5 protein-coding genes are annotated in these 21,868 nt (G+C 48.6%); all 5 read right to left on the bottom strand.

The genetic code is table 11. The annotated features are described in order from the left end of the window. Positions 1-150: 150 nt before the first annotated feature. The 5 genes from ACJJIT_RS01560 to ACJJIT_RS01540 all read right to left on the bottom strand — a co-directional run bounded on the left by ACJJIT_RS01560 (position 151) and on the right by ACJJIT_RS01540 (position 21,409). Complete coding sequence (locus tag ACJJIT_RS01560) at positions 151-4,803, bottom strand: fibronectin type III domain-containing protein (protein WP_444899736.1); 4,653 nt, start codon at positions 4,801-4,803, stop codon at positions 151-153. Positions 4,804-5,444: 641 nt separating this feature from the next. Further along, positions 5,445-6,011: an ankyrin repeat domain-containing protein gene (locus ACJJIT_RS01555; RefSeq protein WP_444899735.1), complete on the bottom strand. Its 567-nt coding sequence runs from the start codon at positions 6,009-6,011 to the stop codon at positions 5,445-5,447. After that, the gene (locus tag ACJJIT_RS01550; protein ID WP_444899734.1) at positions 6,011-12,085 is read right to left on the bottom strand and encodes a toxin TcdB middle/N-terminal domain-containing protein; all 6,075 of its coding nucleotides are present in this window, start codon (positions 12,083-12,085) and stop codon (positions 6,011-6,013) included. The genes ACJJIT_RS01555 and ACJJIT_RS01550 overlap by 1 nt, the downstream gene beginning before the upstream one ends. Positions 12,086-12,272: 187 nt before the next feature. Next, positions 12,273-16,556 (bottom strand): hypothetical protein, encoded by a 4,284-nt coding sequence (locus ACJJIT_RS01545; protein WP_444899733.1) that lies wholly within the window; start codon positions 16,554-16,556, stop codon positions 12,273-12,275. Positions 16,557-17,092: 536 nt separating this feature from the next. Continuing rightward, a complete protein-coding gene (locus ACJJIT_RS01540) occupies positions 17,093-21,409 on the bottom strand; it encodes a fibronectin type III domain-containing protein (protein ID WP_444899732.1) in 4,317 nt (1,438 codons plus the stop codon). Positions 21,410-21,868: the final 459 nt, after the last annotated feature.

Genomic DNA, 21,868 nt, shown 5'->3' with positions numbered 1-21,868 from the left:
AACACTTTAAAGACTCGTAGTATTTATCGATAGACTCCAGCGTGAGTCATGCTGTAAAAAATAATCTTCAATAAAGACGGCAACCCAGCAGTATGATTACTGCTGGGTTGCCGAATTAATACTCTAATTATTAGGCATTAAAAAAGAGAGTTAATGGACTACCGGCTCGCGCAGTAGTAACAGTGGACCAATATCATCATCACCACAGCTATCAACATTTCTCGGCTTGAAACGATGGTTAAAGATCAACTCAACATCCTTAACCGCATTGAGATCTACCAATGAGCCATAGCGATCTGCCAGCTTGAGTGATAAGCGCCAGCCAGTAGCGGCGACACTGCGTTCTTTAAACGCACTGGTAATCGTGGAATTTGAACCTGTGCCACTATTAAGCACATCCAAGTTCGCAGACATAGAAACACGGTAGCTATTTCTGAACGCCAGCCCAGTTCCCTCAACGGCATCCCAAAATCGAGTGCTATGAGTTATAAACTCGTCCTGAATACCGACTCCATCCGCATTTTCCACCAGAGTTCCCGGAGTTTTACTGCGCAGGAAACTAGTGCCCCCATAAGTCAAAAATGCAGGCGTTTCGGTTTCACCACTAACGCTATAGGCAAGGGGGATATTAAGACCAACGGTTTCAATTTTATCCAGGTAATTACCACCAGTTGCCAAGCAAGACAAATCACCGTTGTCGGCAATAACTGGCCCCAGGAAGAAGTTACTGCGCGGTAATTCTTTCACAGTACTAAATTCCACAGTTACCCAGGTATCACTGCCGTATTTACGCGACAACAGGCGCAGCTTTTCCTGCAAGGCTTGCTGCGGGCTTAAGCGCGGACCGCCTTGTTGAGCCGGATCCGGATGGACGTAGGTCTGTGCAATACCGTTGATATTATCTACATAGCCAAACACATCATCCTTCAGAGAGAAGGTGTCCGTCGCCTGCTCTATACTTCCAAGCTTATGGAGTTGATCGAAAGCCAAAAGCTCACTATAGAAATCTCTAAGCTCCTGCGCATTACGCAAACGGAAAATACTTTCCTTTCTGAAGCCAGTGACTGATCCCACAAAAGATTCTTGCCACTTGTATTCCAGTGCACTGGCCGCGTAGAACAACCACTTCTGTGCTTCTTCAAAGTAACGCTCCGCACGCAGTACTTCAGTCGTCAGGCGGCTGGCATGGATCGGATCGGCAAAATAACGCTCAGCCAGATTGGCATTAGTAGTGAACATCTGGTTCATAACCCGTTGTGCCTGATTCAGCATGCCGGTCAAACGTTCCACTTCCTGCTCAACTGTAGCTTCCGCTTGGGCAATATCCAGCGCAATGGTATTTGCTTCCAGCCACATAGTGCGCACGCGAGCCTTACTCTCCACACCCAGTAGTCTATTTGAGCTGTCGTTTAAGGTCGCGCGCTCTTCCGCCGCTAGGCGGGCGCTCTCTGCCTCCAATTTACCAATATCTTTAATCGTTTTTATATTGCGATTGTGCTCAGCAACGGTTTCTGCGGTTTCTTTTACCGTTTGCGCTAGTTGAGCCCAATTTTGACTCACGATAGCTGCTACCGACTTCACAATCCCTTTAAACAGGCTACCCCGCTTTCTAGACTGTTCCGCCTTTTTGCGAATTTTGGCAATCTGCTGCTTAATTGAAACCTGCTTGGAGCCGTAATCCAGGATGATCTTCGACATGCCGTCGACGATACCTTCCTCCTCCGCGCGTCGTTCGATTTCGATTTCAATCGCACTCAGCAGGTCTTCCATACGCTGCAGGTTGTTGCTCAGTGCAATTTCCGCAATATCGATATTGTTCGCCTGCAGAGAAATTTCACTACCGTTCTGCGCATCCTCCGTGACAATCACACAGTCCTCGGCAAAGCAGTTACTTGGGAACTCCAAGCCCAACAGGCTGTACAGCCAGTTGCCCAACTGCTGGTGGCGGTCGGTATATTCCGTGGCCAGCTTGTCGGCACTGTGGCGGTAGTTCTCGTAGCTGGTTTTTGCGGCGGCGAGACTATTCTGTGCGGTGGCAATAGGGCCACTGCTGTCATTACCGAGGAAGTCACTCAGTGCATTGAAGGAATCAAACACGGTGTTGCCATCGATACCGTAACCCTGTACCAGCAACACTGAGTCCTGTGGCAGGCCCAGAATATTGGTTTCGCCCGTGAGCCAGCTCACGGAGTTTTCCAAATCGCTGAGATGGGTTTGCCATGCATACACCGCTTCGGGCAGACCAGAGAAACCTTGCACCTGGGTAAAGTCGGTATTCGGGAAGATCGTACGCAATGATTGCTCTTTAGCAATCAACTCACTGCGCAGCGTATTCATCTCGTCAACCATTTGTGCCAGCAGGGTGGTATTGGTCTGTCCGGCAACGACGGCCAGACGCGCTTGCTGCACTTTAGTAGAAGCCAATTTGCTCATCAGCTGATAGAGCATGGTGACATCTTTGTAACCGGTGAACAGTAATTCTGCTGGGGTTACATCTTTTTGTGCCAGGTCGTTGGGGTCGTAGTAGCGGGGGCTAATTTGACCACGGGAGGGACCCCATTGTGCTAAAAACTCCGGTGCATAGGTCAGCAGGGAGTTGTACTGCTCCAGGGCATCCTTCAACAACTGGTGTGCAGTTTCTATATGGCCAACTTCGACCTCTACCGCTTCGTTACGCAGGCGGCTAATACGGGCATTATCCAGGGCTTCATTAGCCAGGATCATTTCTGCTACCGCGCGATCGTAGTAAACATCCAGCGTGAAACGTTGCAGGTTTTCATTGTTGGGATGATGAGTGAGCTGCTCAAAAATAAACGCTTCTACCTCTGTAGCGCGGTTACGCTCGGCAGTGTCATACAGGCTGGAAAACTCAACCGTGGCTTCACCACTGGCATAAGGATTAATCACCGTATTGGTGTTGGTATCAACGATATACATCAGGTCCAGGTAGCGGAAGGCCGCCCTATCCCGGGAGAAAATACCCTGGGCAGGATTTTCCTGGGCCGCAGGTACCTGATCGGCTTCGTTGTAGTACAGCTGCTTGCGAATCTGTACCGTGGGATCCAGCTCCATCGTTACCGTGAAGGTATTACTAAAGTCGGAAGAGCCCGCTTTGTTCGCGGCCTGTACACGATAATCGTGCGTACCGAATACTAATGGAGAGGCATTGTATTTATAGCTGTTGCCAGCACCGTTATACACGGTTTTCCAGCTGCCATTATTCATACGTTGCTGCAGCAGATAACTATCAGTTTCGGCAACTGATGGCCAGCTCACGGTATAAGCTTCGCCAGTAGAGGAAGGTACAGTGATATAACTAGGCGCTACAGGTGGCTTCAGCAACGCTACGGTGGCGCAAGCTTCCGGTGAATAGTTGGACTGATCTGTTGAGGTCAGTGCACGTACCCGGTAGCAGTGGCGACCATCCTGCAAGTTACTCAGCTGGTAGCTGCGTGCAGTGCCGCGATAAAGCTGCTTATTTGCACTGTCTACCACTTGATATTCAACGGTAAGACCGCCTTTTTTAACTTCGCTCCAGCTAAGCTTGACCTTGCCATCCCAGCTGTTGGTTGGCGAAGCTGAGGCTACGGGCACACCAACAGCGCGATCGACTTTAACTGTTACTAACGAGGAGTAGTTGGAGCAAGTGCCCTTGGCATTACAAGCGCGAACCTTATAGCTATAAGAGCCATTGCTAACACCAGAGAAACTCTTACTTAAACCAGAACCATTGTACAGAGTGGAGCCACTGCCATCGACCAACTGATAACTGGTGGCAAACTGCTTGGTATTCCAGCTGACAGTATATTTACCATCGAGGCTGGTGGTGGTATTTAATTTAGGTGTTGGTACGCCAGGACGGAAATAGACTTCTAAATCTTTACTTTCTCGATAGCCAGAGCAAGTGCTATTACAGGCCCGCACTCTAAAGCGGTAAGTACTACCATGGCTCAGGGAAGAAACCGTTGTACTGGTAGATGAACCAGAATAAATATTGCCGGACCAATTGCCGTTATCCTTGCGTTGTTGTACCTCGTAGCGAGTAGCCCCGCTGCTGGCAGCCCAGCTGATGTTAACGCTGCTAGAGGAGGTATAACTGGGAACAGTGATAGAGGTTGGGGTTGATGGCGTCCGCTCTACCTTTATGGTTCCGCCGTTCTTATAAGCACCACATAAATTCTTTGCGGTGTTACAGGCTCGTACACGATATTGGTAGTTACCACTAGAGCGGCCACTTTCATCAAAGCTAGTTTTAGAACCGTTATAAACCCTGCTCCAGGAGCCACTATTTACCCTACGGTAGAGCTCATACCGGCCTGCACCAGTACTGGAAGACCAGCTAACCTTGTAAGCCCCATCACTATCGAAAGTGCCGTAATTGATACTGGAGGGCGCTGCTGGTTGAAATATAACGTTAACGGTATGAGTGCCTAACTTAACCCTATTGAATCGGGAAGCAGGGCAAGATGTAACTTTATCTTCCCAATCATCAGGGGAGATAATATCTGGAGTACAGTGTTCATGCCAATACTCATAAAAGTATTTACCGGCAGAAGAAACGGTTACAGATTTAGTAGAGTTTGAACTGGAAAACCCATAGTCTAATGAAATATTCCGAGTAAAAGTTCCATTTTTATACTCTTTTAGATATACACCCATTATCCCAAGTGGCGCTACAGACTTATATGACAAGGAATATTTCCCATCAGTATCTGTGCTCGGCCCGCTCAAGGCAGACCCATAAGCAATAGCACTGGCACTTAAAACCTGCAGCACAAAAAAGTTACGAACAAGAGTCAACATTTTAAAAACCAAATTACTATGATTTACATAGACACAAAGCCAATAAGCTTTGAAAGCGCATAATAGCCAAACAACCACTACGAGCAGCAAAAAAGCTTAAGACCATCCTTTATACAACAGAACCGCAGATGACTTTCCTCCCTAAATTTACTTATGTCCATACCTAAAAATCTACAACTTAAAAACCACCCCAAAATAATCCACATAAAAATTTATTGTCGAACATAACCCACCAACAATGATTTTTTAAAAATTTATCGCATTACCCTAGAAAAATAAAAAACCGATCCTAACCCACTAAAAATGACAATCATCACCAAGCGAAGTCAACAGCGAAACAGAACCTCACTCAACCAAAAAATCACGCAACACAACTAACACTACAACCATCCACACTGGAGCTGCATGCAGCAACACATAATGACAATGAAAGCCACTACCGATAACTCTATAGACGCATATAAACATCAGAATCTACTGCCCCGCACCAACCACCAAAAAAACTCACCTTCTTTACGGACAGCTATAAGTCACACCACTAAATTCACCCTTAGACTCTTTGATCTAATACAAACTTATTCTGAATGACAATAATGGCTCATAAATTAATACATTTATGAGCCACCCTGAACATCATTGCCTCACTGTTTTCCAGGGATATCTATATCACAAGAAGCATCACTCACATCCTTTAAGCTCTCTTCTGCTGGAACAACTCCTCCATACGCCTCAAGCAAATCAAAAATCTGCTTATGACAGTGGTTTATTGCATACCACATGGGCGTACTTAAAAAGTCATCTTGCTCATTCGGGTTTGCACCATTATTAAGCAACAACCAGACAGTACCAACCCAACCATTAATGACAGCGTAATGAAGCGCAGTTTTACCTTCATCATTTCTAACATTTGGGTCTGCCCCATAAGACAATAGCAACTCTATAATTCTTACTTTCTCAACAGACCTTAATTTATTTCCACTTTCTATCTCCACATACTCGGGCTTAAGTAAATTTGCGCCAGACGCATACATAAGAGCAGTATCCCTACCCACAGGAACATTAACCTGAACTCCTTTCTCAAGTTCTTCCTTCACCTGAGGGTAATCACCTTTATCAATGGAGAAAACCAATTTTTTCTCATCGGAAACTGAACTAACAGGATCCGCACAAGCTGTCAAAAAACATACCAATAGAATCAACTTTCTCATTAATTACTCTCATCAACTCCCAATTTATCAATCGCCCACTGCTGTAATTCAGGTATGGGAGATTCAAGTGGATTAAATGGATTTGCTATTGGCCGCTGTGTCACCCACCTTGCATTTATAGTATCCCATTTATTATCAGGGTAATGAGTATTATAGAGACCAAGCGTACTATTAGTTTCCTTCCAATAAGGCTTAACTTTTGTAGTACCCCTAACAAGCTCAGCTTCTCCCTCTCCACAGCCACACTTATAAAACCCTAATATTTCTTCAGGGTTATATCTCCCATATTCTGACCAATCTCGAACATCAGTATCATTTTTATATTTTTTTTCACCTCCAGTATGAGCCTTACAAATAAGATTTGATGAGGTGCAAGAATTTTTCTTTTGTACAGTTTTTCGTTCAAAGTCTAAATTACCATGGTGTTTACTTTCTAGATTTTGTGAGCTGTTTACCACGCCCCCATGAGCACCTAGCTTGCTTTCATTACTCGTATTTGCACCCCTAGAACTATCACCGGCAACTCCATTACCACTGGAATAACTAACCGACATACCACTATTTACTTGTGCTGAGGAGTTATTGCTTTGGTTATACTGCCTAATAGCCGTTTCACCATTGGGATCCACATAATTAATTGGATTATTCCGCGCATAACGATAAGGCGTCCAACGCTGTGGATCTACAAAACGTCCCGAATGGTTTAGCACTGGATCCGGGCTGATAAAGGTACCAAAGTCAGACTGCAGGTAACGTCGTTCGAAGTAGCCTAACCCTGTAGACTTATCCAACTCTTTACCCGCATAGCGGTAAGGTGCTGCGGTACTATCGCCGAAGACATTTTCCAGCTCGCCGTAAGACTTATAGGTAAAGGCATTAATGATCTTGCCAGCCTTATCCAGAGTCAGGTCGGTAGAACCTACGTGCGTGTGCAGGTAATACTCAGTCGGCGTGAACACTTCTCCACTCTGGTCACTGCGGGCAATACGTTTCTGGCCAACACTGATGTACTTCAGTAATTTGCCATCACGTACTTCACTATCTCCGTCGATATACAGAGTGACGCTGCGAGCTCCGCCTGCACGTTCGGTGATTTTAAAGCGGCGCTGGTGTTTAAAGTCATAACCGTACTGGTCAGCGGTTTGCGTATTACCGGCGTAAGTCAGGCGCTGGTCGTGGTCCCAGTGGTAGGTCTGGTCGCCGGCTTGCGTACGATTACCGTTGTCATCGTATTCAATCAGGCCTTCAGCCCAGCTCAACGCTTGGGGTCCGGGCAGGCTGCCTCGGCTGCTGCGGTTGGAGGCGCCAGTGTTGCCATTGTCATGGCTGCCGCCATAACGCAGATCTGTGATCTGGGTATTTCCAGCGGTAGCCATATCTGCCAAGTCGACACTCGCGCGACCCACTTGCAGCAGGTTGCCGATTTTGTCGTAGCTGTAATAAACCTGCTCGATATCGTCGGCAACGCCGGTCAGGCGATAGACATCGTCGTAGCTGTAGACAATATTTTTTGCCAGGGAGGCTGCCTGGGCACTGGTTGCGCCGAGTTCGGCAGCCATTGCGGCGAGAGCGTCGCTGGGGCGTTTGTCGTCGATACCGAGTACATTGGAGACGGCATCAAAACGGTAATCCCACTGTTGCAGTGGCAGGGCGTCCCCGCTGCGCTGGGTGCGCAAGCCAGCCAGTCGCTGGCGCTCGTCAAAGCCCCAATCAGTTTCAACACCATTGGCCAGCCCTTGGTGCTGCAAAACCCCATTGGCGGTATAGTCCAGGCGTTCCACCACTCCCGGGATACGCTCGAGTAAACCGCGGGCGTTGTATTCGAAGTTCACCCGGCTATTGTCGGGGTAGAACTGCTGTGTCATACGCCCGGCACTGTCATAGGCGAAGCGCGAGGTATAGAGGGGGCTGTCAATTTGCGGGCCGATGATCTTACGCTGGCGCTGTACCACTCGGCCGCGTGCGTCATAACCCCATTGCTCGAAGCCGGCTTGGTCGGTCACTTTGGCCAGGCGCCCAAGCAGGAAGGCACCGCCCTCTTCGCCGCGCTGGTCGTACTGGTAGCTGACTACCGGTGAAGTAGAGCCCAGCTGCAAGCCCGGTTGCCAATTTGCGCCGCTGGGAGCTTCTCCTCGCGGCGATAATTGATACTCGGCAAAGAGACGGTTGGCGCCGTCGTAGCGATAGTGCCGCTCCTGCCCCAGGGCATCGCGGGTGGCCAGTAGGTTGCCGGCATCGTCAAAGTACTGCCAGCGCTGTCCGCGGTTGGGGTCGTCCAAGAAGCGCATGCGCCCCAGGTCGTCGTAGTGCATGGTGCGCACATTATTTTGTGCATCCTGCAGGCGGGTAAAATTACCATTGAGGTCGTAGTCGTAATAGGTGGACCAGGTGGCACCACCGATGCCGCCCTGGGTATTGGCTCCAACAATTTCATCGACTTGCCTCAGGCGGTATTCACCCTGCGCCGTTTGCAGGCCATCAAACACCAGTTTTTTGGCGGCGCCATGGTGAACACTGTTCGCACGGGTTTGCTCTTCATCTTCCAGCACCTGTGCCATGGGCAAATAGGTGATGCGATTGAAGACACTTTCCCCACTTTGCGCGGTATAGGGCTGATAAACCTCCTGGGTACGCCCTTGGGCGTCGTAAAGATATTGTCGGTGGTGCTGACCTTTATCATTAGCGCGATAGGCGAGCCCCTGAGCAAAGTAAGGCAGTGCGGTCTGCACTACCTGGCCGCGCGCATTAAAGTTACTGTGATCGCTGACCACAACCTGTCCCGGTTGCTCGGCTTCACTGCGCACCATCAGGGTGCGGCCCAGACCGTCGTAAAAACGGCGGCTGTCGATGGTACCGCTAGCACCACTCCGCTCGCGCTGGCGAGTCTCTACCCAGCTGATACGGTGACCATCTACCATCTGCGCCAGTTGGTAATCGTACTCGACCGTGGGGAGTTGCAGGCTGTCCCCTGGCTTGGCCATGGCGGTGAGGCGTCCATGGCTATCGTAACCATATTGGGTCTGCTGCCCGTTAAAGTCGGTGTAGTCGGTAAGTACACCGAGGCCCTTGTCATAACCCGCACGAGCGGTGAGCCAGCGGCTGCCGGTATGCAAACCCACTTCTGTTGGGAAGGTGTGATATTGCGAGTCGTAAGTGACTTTGGTTTGGTGGCCTGTGTTGGCGTCCCACAAGGGGTCATAACTTTGAATGCGGTTGCCGAAGGCATCGTAGCGGTGGCGCTCTGCGGCAACATAGGCATCTGCACTCTCAGCATCGTGCCAGAGTCGACGCAGGGTCAGGTTGCCCTTGGAGACCGCGCCTAAATTACCAGCGGAGAAACTTTCATCATCGTAGAACCACTGCTCTTTGGCCACAGCGCGGCCCGATAGGTCGGTAACCTTGCGCTCTAGCGGCAGGTGCAGGAACCAGTGGCCCTGTGCAGAGGCGGATTCCGCACTGAAGCGCAATTGGGTAATACGCTCATCCTGCCAGTTGCCATCGGTACGGCCCAGCTCTTTGATATAAGTGGTATTGCCGTAATTATCGTAGTCATACTCCCAGGCAAGGGTCACTGGGGTACCGCTGCCCCGCTCCAGCATATGCTGCTGGCGTTCGGTCATAGCCGCAAACTCGACTTTGCGGCTTTCCTCGGCATAACCAGACAGCAGTTGGCGCAACTCCCACTGATTTTCCTCGCGCCAAAAAATTCCGCCGAAGGCATCGCGGGTTTCTATTTGTTTGATCTTGCCCTGTAGGGCTTCCTGTTCGGTACCATCGGCTTTTTGGCCCAGGTGGAATTCGTAGCGGGTTGCCAGTGTCGGGGTACTGGCATCACCCACGCGGCGCTCTTCACTGTGTGCAAAGCCCTGGAATTCTTTATCGGCAGCATCGTAGAAGCCGTCCCAGTAATCCATCTCGGTGGTTTGCTGTTCACCACCGCGGCCATCATCCACAACAACGCGCTTAAGTACCTGCATTGCCACAGGGATACCCTGCGACCAGGGGCTGTTACCCTCGCGGTCTCTCACCATCTCCTCAACAACAGAGCCGTACTCCAGGGTCGTCAATGCACCCAGGCCATTGTCGATCGTTTTTAGCTGATTCGGTTGCTCATTGGGGAATAGCTCTGCGAAATAAAAAGTATTAGCACCGCGACCGGGGCTGTACCAAACAATATCCGTAGAGCCGTTACCATTAATATCGACCAGGCGCACCTCTTCGGGAGCAACATTGCCTTGGGCCTGGATCAGTTGTGGCTGGCCAAATTGAGCTAATTGATGTTGGTTGCTGTTCAGGCCCTGGTTAAGCCAGATGGATACATGGGTTCCATTCAGATACACCAGGTCAGCGCGGCCGTCGGCATTGATATCAGTAACACGAACATTCTTGAGGTTGTGTAACGTATCGGGACTATTGGCAAACACTACTGCGGGAGCAAAACCCTGCAGGCCACGGTTAGCGTAGTAAGCCGCGTAGCCATTGCTGACCCAAACCAGATCAGGCAGACCATCTCCGTTCATATCCCGGAGAAAGACATTGGGATCACCCAAACGCATAGCTGCGGTGCCTGTGGGCATCGGCAATTGAATAGGCTGTGACCAGCCATCGGGATGGTTCAGCTGCACCACATGGGATAAAACCTTACCGCTGCTATTGGTTATCGTCGCAAAGACATCGATACGTTTGTCATTGTTGATGTCCAGCATATCCACATGGGGACTATCGAGAGGAATATAGAGTCCATCTATAGCACCGCTATACTGCCAACTATAGTTATCATCAAGATGAAAGTAATGGGTACTACCAGAGCTATACTGCAATAGATTCACATCACCAGCGCCATCAATATCAGCCCAGGTGACCGAGTCACTGGAAATACGGCTGGTAGTGAAAGTATTCATTTCACGATAACTCTGCCATTGCGGCAGGCCATCTTTATCAGGACCTAAATTAAGCCAGTAAACGTCTTTATTTGGTGCCGTGTTAACAACATCTGGCAAACCATCCCGGTTAATATCCAAGAAGGCAACGTCGGGGTTATTCAGTGGTACCTGACTCGCAGCCGGCATCGGTGACATAAACACCTGATCCTGCTGGTAGTGGGTGTAGCCATAGCGCACTGGTGGCAGAGTTACCGTAGATTCACCCTCGCCTGCACTGGAATGGACTTCCTGTAACAAAGAGAGGCTTTGCCATTCCGTTAGTGGCTGATAGGAAAATTCGTATTTACGTAAGTGGCGCCCGGCAAATTGTGTTTCCACGCGCTGTAAGCGATAAGCGGTTTTAATCTCAAAGCCCGCTTTATAATTTGTTAGGATGTCAGGGCGGTCTTCATAGTGAAACTGCACCGCCATATCGCCATTCGTATTATATTGAATCCTGTCCAGATAAATCTGAACGCCATCATCCAACTTGCGATATTGATAGTCGATACGATTGCCATGGGTATCTTCTACCGCCTCTAGATACCAGGAGAATACCGATATGCCGTTGTTGCCACTGACTCGGCTATTAGAGTCTTGCCCCAAATACCAACGCAGGCCGTTGGATTGGGTCACCAGCCACCCCTTCGACAGACGCTCATAGCGAGCAAAATCGCTGGCATTTTTGGTGCGATAAACACCGTCTTCCACCAGAACTAATTCTTCGCCCAGGTGATTGATAAACGTATCAAACTCATCAAACTCATCGGTGCGACCATCGCGGTCGTTATCCTGCCGATCAGCCTGACCCCACTCTGAATAATTAGGCAGGCCCTTGTCGGTTTGACGCTGGATATAGGGAATAACCAGTTTATGCCCCAATCCCAATAGCCCGTTACCAAACCCGCTGTTGTATTCCAGTGATACATCCGGAGCCAGTCCATTACGCCCAGGGGGCACAGCCAAGTTCACTAGGCGTGAACTGGTGCCGGTATTTAAATTAGGGGTGAAAGCCTCACCGAGCCCGGAGATACTGCCCGGACCTGTCGGCAGATTGAGAACGGGTGCTTGCAAAGCGGTGTGTTCATTGGCGGCAACAGCAGCCGTAGATGACACAACCATGCAGCAAGAAAGCAATAAATTGCGTAGCATAAGCATCCTTGTTTTTAAAATCAGTGTTTCCCCAAAAAACACTTTAAAGACTCGTAGTTTTTATCGATAGACTCCAGCGTGAGTCATGCTGTAAAAAATAATCTTCAATAAAGACGGCAACCCAGCAGTATGATTACTGCTGGGTTGCCGAATTAATACTCTAATTATTAGGCATTAAAAAAGAGAGTTAATGGACTACCGGCTCGCGCAGTAGTAACAATGGGCCAGTATCGCCATCGTCATCACAGGTATCTATATTTCTCGATTTGAAACGATGGTTAAAGATCAGCTCAACATCTTTAACCGCGTTGAGATCCACCAGCGAACCAAAGCGGTCTGCCAATTTAATTGACAAACGCCAACCCGTCGCGGCAACACTCCGCTCCTTAAAGACGCTAGTCATTGAAGAGCTGGAACCTGTGCCACTATTAAACACATCCAAGTTCGCGGTCATGGATACACGGTAGCTACTGCGGAAGGCCAGATTAGTTCTATCAGTAGTATCCCAGAATCGAGGTGTATGGGTGATAAATTCGTCCTGAATACCAACACCGTCCGCATTTTCTACCAGGGTTCCCGGAGTTTTGCTGCGCAGGAAGCTAGTGCCACCATAGGTTAGGTAGGCCGGAGTTTCTGTTTCACCACTGACACTGTGTAGCAGAGGAATATTAAGCCCAACGGTTTCAATTTTATCCAGGTAATTACCGCCGGTTGCCAAGCAAGACAAATCGCCGTTGTCGGCAATAACCGGCCCCAGGAAGAAGTTACTGCGCGGTAATTCTTTCACAGTACTAAATTCCACAGTTACCCAGGTATCACTGCCGTATTTACGCGACAACAGGCGCAGCTTTTCTTGCAAGGCTTGCTGCGGGCTTAAGCGCGGACCGCCTTGTTGAGCCGGATCCGGATGGACGTAGGTCTGTGCAATACCGTTGATATCATCTACATAACCAAATACATCATCTTTCAAAGAAAAAGTATCCGTCGCTTGCTGAGTTCCGTTAAGGCTACCTAACTGATCAAAAGCCAGCATTTCACTATAGAAATCCCTCAACTCCTCAGTATTGCGCAAGCGGAAAATATCTTCCTTCCTGGAACCCGTGATCGAACCAATAAAAGATTCCTGCCACTTGTATTCCAGGGCACTTGCCGCGTAGAACAACCACTTCTGCGCTTCCTCAAAGTGACGCTCTGCACGCAACATTTCCGTAGTCAGGCGACTGGCATGGATCGGGTCAGCAAAATAACGCTTAGCCAGATTGGCATTAGTAGTGAACATCTGGTTCATAACTCGCTGTGCCTGATTCAGCATGCCGACTAAACGTTCAACTTCTTGCTCAACCGTGGCTTCCGCTTGGGCAATATCCAGTGCAATGGTATTTGCCTCCAGCCACATAGTGCGCACGCGGGCACGGCTTTCGACATCCAACAGTTTATTGCTGCTGTCATTTAATTCAGCTCGCTCTTCTGCACCCAAGCGAATACTGATTGCCTCAAGCTTACCAATTTCTTTAATACTCCTGAGATTGATATGACTTGAAATTACCTGGCTAGTACCCTGTTCAAGTAGACCTGTATTTGTTCCCCCTGAATAGTATGCCTGTATCGCACCGCCTATTACTTTCAGGAAACCATCGCGTTTTCTGGATTTCTCCGCTTCTTTACGAATCTTAGTGATTTGCTTAGAAATGGATTCCTGCTTGGAGCCATAATCCAGGATGATCTTCGACATACCGTCGACGATACCCTCTTCCTCCGCACGTCGCTCGATTTCGATTTCAATCGCACTCAGCAGGTCTTCCATACGCTGCAGGTTGTTGCTCAGTGCAATTTGTGCAAGTTCAATATTATTTGCCTGCAACGCAATTTCACTACCTTGCTGCGCAGACTCTTCCACAATAATGCAGTCTTCGCTAAAGCAGTTGCTCGGGAACTCCAGGCCCAACAGGCTGTACAACCAGTTGCCCAACTGCTGGTGGCGGTCGGTATATTCCGTGGCCAGCTTGTCGGCACTGTGGCGGTAGTTCTCGTAGCTGGTTTTTGCGGCGGCGAGACTATTCTGTGCGGTGGCAATAGGGCCACTGCTGTCATTACCGAGGAAGTCACTCAGTGCATTGAAGGAATCAAACACGGTGTTGCCATCGATACCGTAACCCTGTACCAGCAACACTGAGTCCTGTGGCAGGCCCAGAATATTGGTTTCGCCCGTGAGCCAGCTCACGGAGTTTTCCAAATCGCTGAGATGGGTTTGCCATGCATACACCGCTTCGGGCAGACCAGAGAAACCTTGCACCTGGGTAAAGTCGGTATTCGGGAAGATCGCACGCAATGATTGCTCTTTAGCAATCAACTCACTGCGCAGCGTATTCATCTCGTCAACCATTTGTGCCAGCAGGGTGGTATTGGTCTGTCCGGCAACGACGGCCAGACGCGCTTGCTGCACTTTAGTAGAAGCCAATTTGCTCATCAGCTGATAGAGCATGGTGACATCTTTGTAACCGGTGAACAGTAATTCTGCTGGGGTTACATCTTTTTGTGCCAGGTCGTTGGGGTCGTAGTAGCGGGGGCTAATTTGACCACGGGAGGGACCCCATTGTGCTAAAAACTCCGGTGCATAGGTCAGCAGGGAGTTGTACTGCTCCAGGGCATCCTTCAACAACTGGTGTGCAGTTTCTATATGGCCAACTTCGACCTCTACCGCTTCGTTACGCAGGCGGCTAATACGGGCATTATCCAGGGCTTCATTAGCCAGGATCATTTCCGCTACCGCGCGATCGTAGTAAACATCCAGCGTGAAACGTTGCAGGTTTTCATTGTTGGGATGATGAGTGAGCTGCTCAAAAATAAACGCTTCTACCTCTGTAGCGCGGTTACGCTCGGCAGTGTCATACAGGCTGGAAAATTCAACCGTGGCTTCACCACTGGCATAAGGGTTAATCACCGTATTGGTGTTGGTATCAACGATATACATCAGGTCCAGGTAGCGGAAGGCCGCTCTATCCCGGGAGAAAATACCCTGGGCAGGATTTTCCTGCGCTGGCGGTACTTGATCGGCTTCGTTGTAGTACAGCTGCTTGCGGATTTGTACTGTGGGATCCAGCTCCATGGTGACCGTAAAGATATCACTAAAGTCGGAGGAGCCCGCCTTGTTGACCGCTTGTACACGATAATCGTGGGTACCGAATACCAATGAAGAAGCATTGTATTTATAGGTATTGCCAGAGCCGTTATACACAGTCTGCCAGCTGCCATTATTAATACGTTGCTGCAGCAGATAGCTATCAGTTTCGGCAACTGATGGCCAGCTCACGGTATAAGCTTCACCGGTAGAAGAAGGCAAAGTGATATAGCTCGGCGCTGCTGGTGGATGTAGCAAATCTACGGTGGCACAGGCTTCTGGCGAGTAATTGGACTGATCTGTTGAAGTCAGTGCGCGTACCCGGTAGCAGTGGCGCCCGTCTTGCAAATTGCTAAGCTGGTAGCTGCGTGCGGTGCCGCGGTAAAGCTGCTTATTTGCACTGTCTACCACTTGATATTCAACGGTAAGACCGCCTTTATCAATTTCTGTCCAGCTTAATTTTACTTTGCCATCCCAGCTACTAGTGGGTGCTGCAGACAGCACCGGTATACCAACAACACGATCCACTATAACGTTGACCGGTGGAGAGTAAACGGAGCAGGTGCCTTTAACATTACAAGCGCGCACCTTGTAGCTGTAGGTACCATTGCTAATGTCAGTAAAACTCTTGCTCAGGCCAGAACCATTGTAAACAGAGGAGCCATTGCCATCTACAACCTGGTAGCTGGTGGCAAACTGCTCAGCGTCCCAACTAAGCTCATATTTACCATCGAGGCTGGTGCCCGGATTTAATTTTGGCGACGGTACGCCTGGACGAATATAAACTTGCAGGTCGCCACTTTCCACATAGCCGGAGCACGTGGTATTACAGGCGCGCACTCTGTATCGATAGGTACTGCCATGAACCAAGAAGGAAACCGTTTTACTGGTAGCAGGGCCTGAATAAACACCTGACCAACTGCCATTATTCCTGCGCTGTTGCAGCTCATAGCGCGTAGCGGTGCTGCTGGCAGACCAGCTGATGTTAACGCTGCTAGAGGAGGTATAACTGGGAACGCTGATAGAGGATGGAGTTGGCGGGGTCTTTTCTACCTTGAGGGTCCCACCGGTTTTGAAACCACTGCACATATTGGATGTACAGGCCCTTACCCGATATCGGTAGCTTCCATTGGATTTACCAGTTTCATTAAACTTGGTGCCAGATGAATTATAAATTCTACTCCAAGAACCCCCATTTATACTGCGCTCAAGTTCATAACGACTGGCTGCAGAACTTGATGACCAACTAATGGAATATGAACCATCGCTATCAAAAGTCGGATAATTTATAGCTCCAGGTATTGTCGTTACTGCTGCCGAATGACATATCGAATTTCTCGCCGATTTCGCCATTTTTTTTGTTGAAAAATATCCTGTAGGACCAAATGCCTCGTAGCAAAATTTGTAGTTAACACCAGTTGTCAAACTGACAACACGGGAACCCGTTGCTGCGGGGTTACTATCTAGAACTGTTGTAACCCCATTTCTAGTTTGCTTAATTGTATTACTTTCCCTCCTTATCTCTCCAGATGAAAGGGAGTATTCCTTCCAGCTCAAAGTCACTTTTTGGTTTGAGTAGCTGAGATTGAAATATTGAGGTAAATCAACCGTACAATATTCAAATGGGACTGTCCCTGGCTCAGCTGGTTCAGGTTTACATGCTGCCAAAGCCTGTTCTGAGAAACCAGCCATAAATGCAACTGCAATTGATGCAGTTACCAAGCCAGTGCTTTTTAGTAAATAATTTTTCATATAAATATTTTAATTTTCATCCATATTGAAATATGAAAAGCAACCATTATTAATCTAATAAAAGACAATCCAAGCACTAAAACGCGACTGAATTGTCAATTTATTAGACTGTTAATGAAATAGTACTAACAATGAAACTATTGTACTGTTGGCTCACGTAGTAGCAGTAAAGGACCAGTATCATCATCGTCACCACAAGTATCTATATTTCTCGACTTGAAGCGATGATTGAAGATCAACTCAACATCCTTAACGGCATTGAGATCTACTAATGAGCCATAACGATCTGCCAACTTGAAAGATAAGCGCCAACCACTGGCGGCAACACTGTGCTCTTTAAACGCACTGGTCACTGTAGAAACGGAAGCTGCACCGCTATTAAATACATCGAGATTTGCAGCCATTGGCACTCGAAAACTGTTGCGGAATGATAGATTTGCTCCATCAACGGTATCCCAGAAACGCGGGGTATGGGTAATAAATTCATTCTGGATACCTACACTATCCGCACTCTCCATCAAGGTTCCCGGCGTTTTACTGCGCAGGAAGCTAGTACCACCATAGGTTAGGTAGGCCGGAGTTTCTGTTTCAGCACTGACACTGTGCAGTAAGGGAATATTGAGCCCAATAGTCTCAATTTTATCCAGATAAGACCCACCTGCAGCTAAACAACTCAGATCATTATTACCTGCAATAACCGGCCCCAGGAAGAAGTTACTGCGCGGTAATTCTTTCACAGTACTAAATTCCACGGTTACCCAAGTATCGCTTCCATAAGTACGCGACAACAGGCGCAACTTTTCCTGCAAGGCTTGCTGCGGGCTTAAGCGCGGGCCACCTTGTTGGGCAGGATCCGGATGAACGTAGGTCTGTGCAATACCATTGATATTATCCACATAGCCAAACACATCGTCCTTTAGAGAGAAGGTATCCGTCGCCTGTTGAGTGCCACTGAGATTACGTAACTGATCAAAAGACAACATTTCACTATAAAAATCCCTCAGTTCCTGGGCATTGCGCAAACGGAAAATACTTTCCTTTCTGAAGCCAGTGACTGATCCCACAAAAGATTCTTGCCACTTGTATTCCAGGGCACTGGCCGCGTAGAACAACCACTTCTGTGCTTCTTCAAAGTAACGCTCCGCACGCAGTACTTCAGTCGTCAGGCGGCTGGCATGGATCGGGTCGGCAAAATAACGCTCAGCCAGATTGGCATTAGTAGTGAACATCTGGTTCATAACCCGTTGTGCCTGATTCAGCATGCCGGTCAAACGTTCCACTTCCTGCTCAACTGTAGCTTCCGCTTGGGCAATATCCAGCGCAATGGTATTTGCTTCCAGCCACATAGTGCGCACGCGAGCCTTACTCTCCACACCCAGTAGTCTATTTGAGCTGTCATTTAAGGTCGCGCGTTCTTCCGCCGCTAGGCGGGCGCTCTCTGCCTCCAATTTACCAATATCTTTAATCGTTTTTATATTGCGGTTGTGCTCAGCAACGGTTTCTGCGGTTTCTTTTACCGTTTGCGCTAGTTGAGCCCAATTTTGACTCACGATAGCTGCTACCGACTTCACAATCCCTTTAAACAGGCTACCCCGCTTTCTAGACTGTTCCGCCTTTTTACGAATTTTGGCAATCTGCTGCTTAATTGAAACCTGCTTGGAGCCGTAATCCAGGATGATCTTCGACATGCCGTCGACGATACCTTCCTCCTCCGCACGTCGCTCGATTTCAATTTCAATCGCACTCAGCAGGTCTTCCATACGCTGCAGGTTGTTGCTCAATGCGATTTGCGCGATATCGATATTGTTTGCCTGCAACGCAATTTCACTACCTTGCTGTGCAGACTCTTCAACAATAATGCAGTCTTTGCTAAAGCAGTTACTTGGGAACTCCAAGCCCAACAGGCTGTACAGCCAGTTGCCCAACTGCTGGTGGCGGTCGGTATATTCCGTGGCCAGCTTGTCGGCACTGTGGCGGTAGTTCTCGTAGCTGGTTTTTGCGGCGGCGAGACTATTCTGTGCGGTGGCAATAGGGCCACTGCTGTCATTACCGAGGAAGTCACTCAGTGCATTGAAGGAATCAAACACGGTGTTGCCATCGATACCGTAACCCTGTACCAGCAACACTGAGTCCTGTGGCAGGCCCAGAATATTGGTTTCGCCCGTGAGCCAGCTCACGGAGTTTTCCAAATCGCTGAGATGGGTTTGCCATGCATACACCGCTTCGGGCAGACCAGAGAAACCTTGCACCTGGGTAAAGTCGGTATTCGGGAAGATCGCACGCAATGATTGCTCTTTAGCAATCAACTCACTGCGCAGCGTATTCATCTCGTCAACCATTTGTGCCAGCAGGGTGGTATTGGTCTGTCCGGCAACGACGGCCAGACGCGCTTGCTGCACTTTAGTAGAAGCCAATTTGCTCATCAGCTGATAGAGCATGGTGACATCTTTGTAACCGGTGAACAGTAATTCTGCTGGGGTTACATCTTTTTGTGCCAGGTCATTGGGGTCGTAGTAGCGGGGGCTAATTTGACCACGGGAGGGACCCCATTGTGCTAAAAACTCCGGTGCATAGGTCAGCAGGGAGTTGTACTGCTCCAGGGCATCCTTCAACAACTGGTGTGCAGTTTCTATATGGCCAACTTCGACCTCTACCGCTTCGTTACGCAGGCGGCTAATACGGGCATTATCCAGGGCTTCATTAGCCAGGATCATTTCTGCTACCGCGCGATCGTAGTAAACATCCAGCGTGAAACGTTGCAGGTTTTCATTGTTGGGATGATGAGTGAGCTGCTCAAAAATAAACGCTTCTACCTCTGTAGCGCGGTTACGCTCGGCAGTGTCATACAGGCTGGAAAACTCAACCGTGGCTTCACCACTGGCATAAGGATTAATCACCGTATTGGTGTTGGTATCAACGATATACATCAGGTCCAGGTAGCGGAAGGCCGCCCTATCCCGGGAGAAAATACCCTGGGCAGGATTTTCCTGGGCCGCAGGTACCTGATCGGCTTCGTTGTAGTACAGCTGCTTGCGAATCTGTACCGTGGGATCCAGCTCCATCGTTACCGTGAAGGTATTACTAAAGTCGGAAGAGCCCGCTTTGTTCGCGGCCTGTACACGATAATCGTGCGTACCGAATACTAATGGAGAGGCATTGTATTTATAGCTGTTGCCAGCACCGTTATACACGGTTTTCCAGCTGCCATTATTCATACGTTGCTGCAGCAGATAACTATCAGTTTCGGCAACTGATGGCCAGCTCACGGTATAAGCTTCGCCAGTAGAGGAAGGTACAGTGATATAACTAGGCGCTACAGGTGGCTTCAGCAACGCTACGGTGGCGCAAGCTTCCGGTGAATAGTTGGACTGATCTGTTGAGGTCAGTGCACGTACCCGGTAGCAGTGGCGACCATCCTGCAAGTTACTCAGCTGGTAGCTGCGTGCAGTGCCGCGATAAAGCTGCTTATTTGCACTGTCTACCACTTGATATTCAACGGTAAGACCGCCTTTTTTAACTTCGCTCCAGCTAAGCTTGACCTTGCCATCCCAGCTGTTGGTTGGCGAAGCTGAGGCTACGGGCACACCAACAGCGCGATCGACTTTAACTGTTACTAACGAGGAGTAGTTGGAGCAAGTGCCCTTGGCATTACAAGCGCGAACCTTATAGCTATAAGAGCCATTGCTAACACCAGAGAAACTCTTACTTAAACCAGAACCATTGTACAGAGTGGAGCCACTGCCATCGACCAACTGATAACTGGTGGCAAACTGCTTGGTATTCCAGCTGACAGTATATTTACCATCGAGGCTGGTGGTGGTATTTAATTTAGGTGTTGGTACGCCAGGACGGAAATAGACTTCTAAATCTTTACTTTCTCGATAGCCAGAGCAAGTGCTATTACAGGCCCGCACTCTAAAGCGGTAAGTACTACCATGGCTCAGGGAAGAAACCGTTGTACTGGTAGATGAACCAGAATAAATATTGCCGGACCAATTGCCGTTATCCTTGCGCTGTTGTACCTCGTAGCGAGTAGCCCCACTGCTGGCAGCCCAGCTGATGCTAACGCTGCTAGAGGAGGTATAACTGGGAACAGTGATAGAGGATGGAGTTGATGGCGTTTTCTCTACTTTGAGGGTCCCACCGGTTTTATAATCACTGCACATATTGGATGTACAGGCTCTTACGCGATATCGGTAGCTTCCATTGGATTTACCAGTTTCATTAAACTGGGTGCCAGATGAATTATAAATTCTACTCCAAGAACCCCCATTTATACTGCGCTCAAGCTCATAACGACTGGCTGCAGAACTTGATGACCAACTAATGGAATATGAGCCATCACTATCAAAAGTTGGATAATTTATAGTAGAAGGCGTAGAGGTAACAGTTACCTCACGACAGGTCTCCCTAGTAAATGGACGTCCTACAAATCCATTCCCATCTAACCCCATAACTCCTTCTGCCTTAAAACAAAAGGAATAAGTACCATTGGCTGTTAAATTAACAACACGAGAACCAGTTAAAGGCGGATAGTGATCTAAAACGGTCTCCTTTCCGCTAACTCTTTGAACAATGGAATTATCTTCATTTCTTATTTCTCCGCTCGATAGAGAATACTCCTTCCAGGCTAAAGTAGCCTTGCGGTTCGAATAGCTGAGTGTGAAGCTAGCTGGCAAGTCTACCCTGCAGTCGTAAACAGTATTTCTCACCCCTAGAGAATGCTCACCATCCTTTATACATCCAGCCTGTGCGTTTTGTGGCAAAAAACCAAAAGACACAAACCCAACAGCAAATAGTGAGCCTGTCAATTTGAATATCTTTATCATGCTAAATATTAAATACTCTATTCATAAAATAACCTAACAAGCACAACGAAATATGCACAAAAACTTAAGCACAAGAAGGTTAAG

It is taken from the genome of Microbulbifer mixtoriginis (SeqCode) (assembly GCF_052467515.1).
Note: the sequence above shows the minus strand (reverse complement) of the source record. Positions and strands in the feature narration are given on the sequence as shown.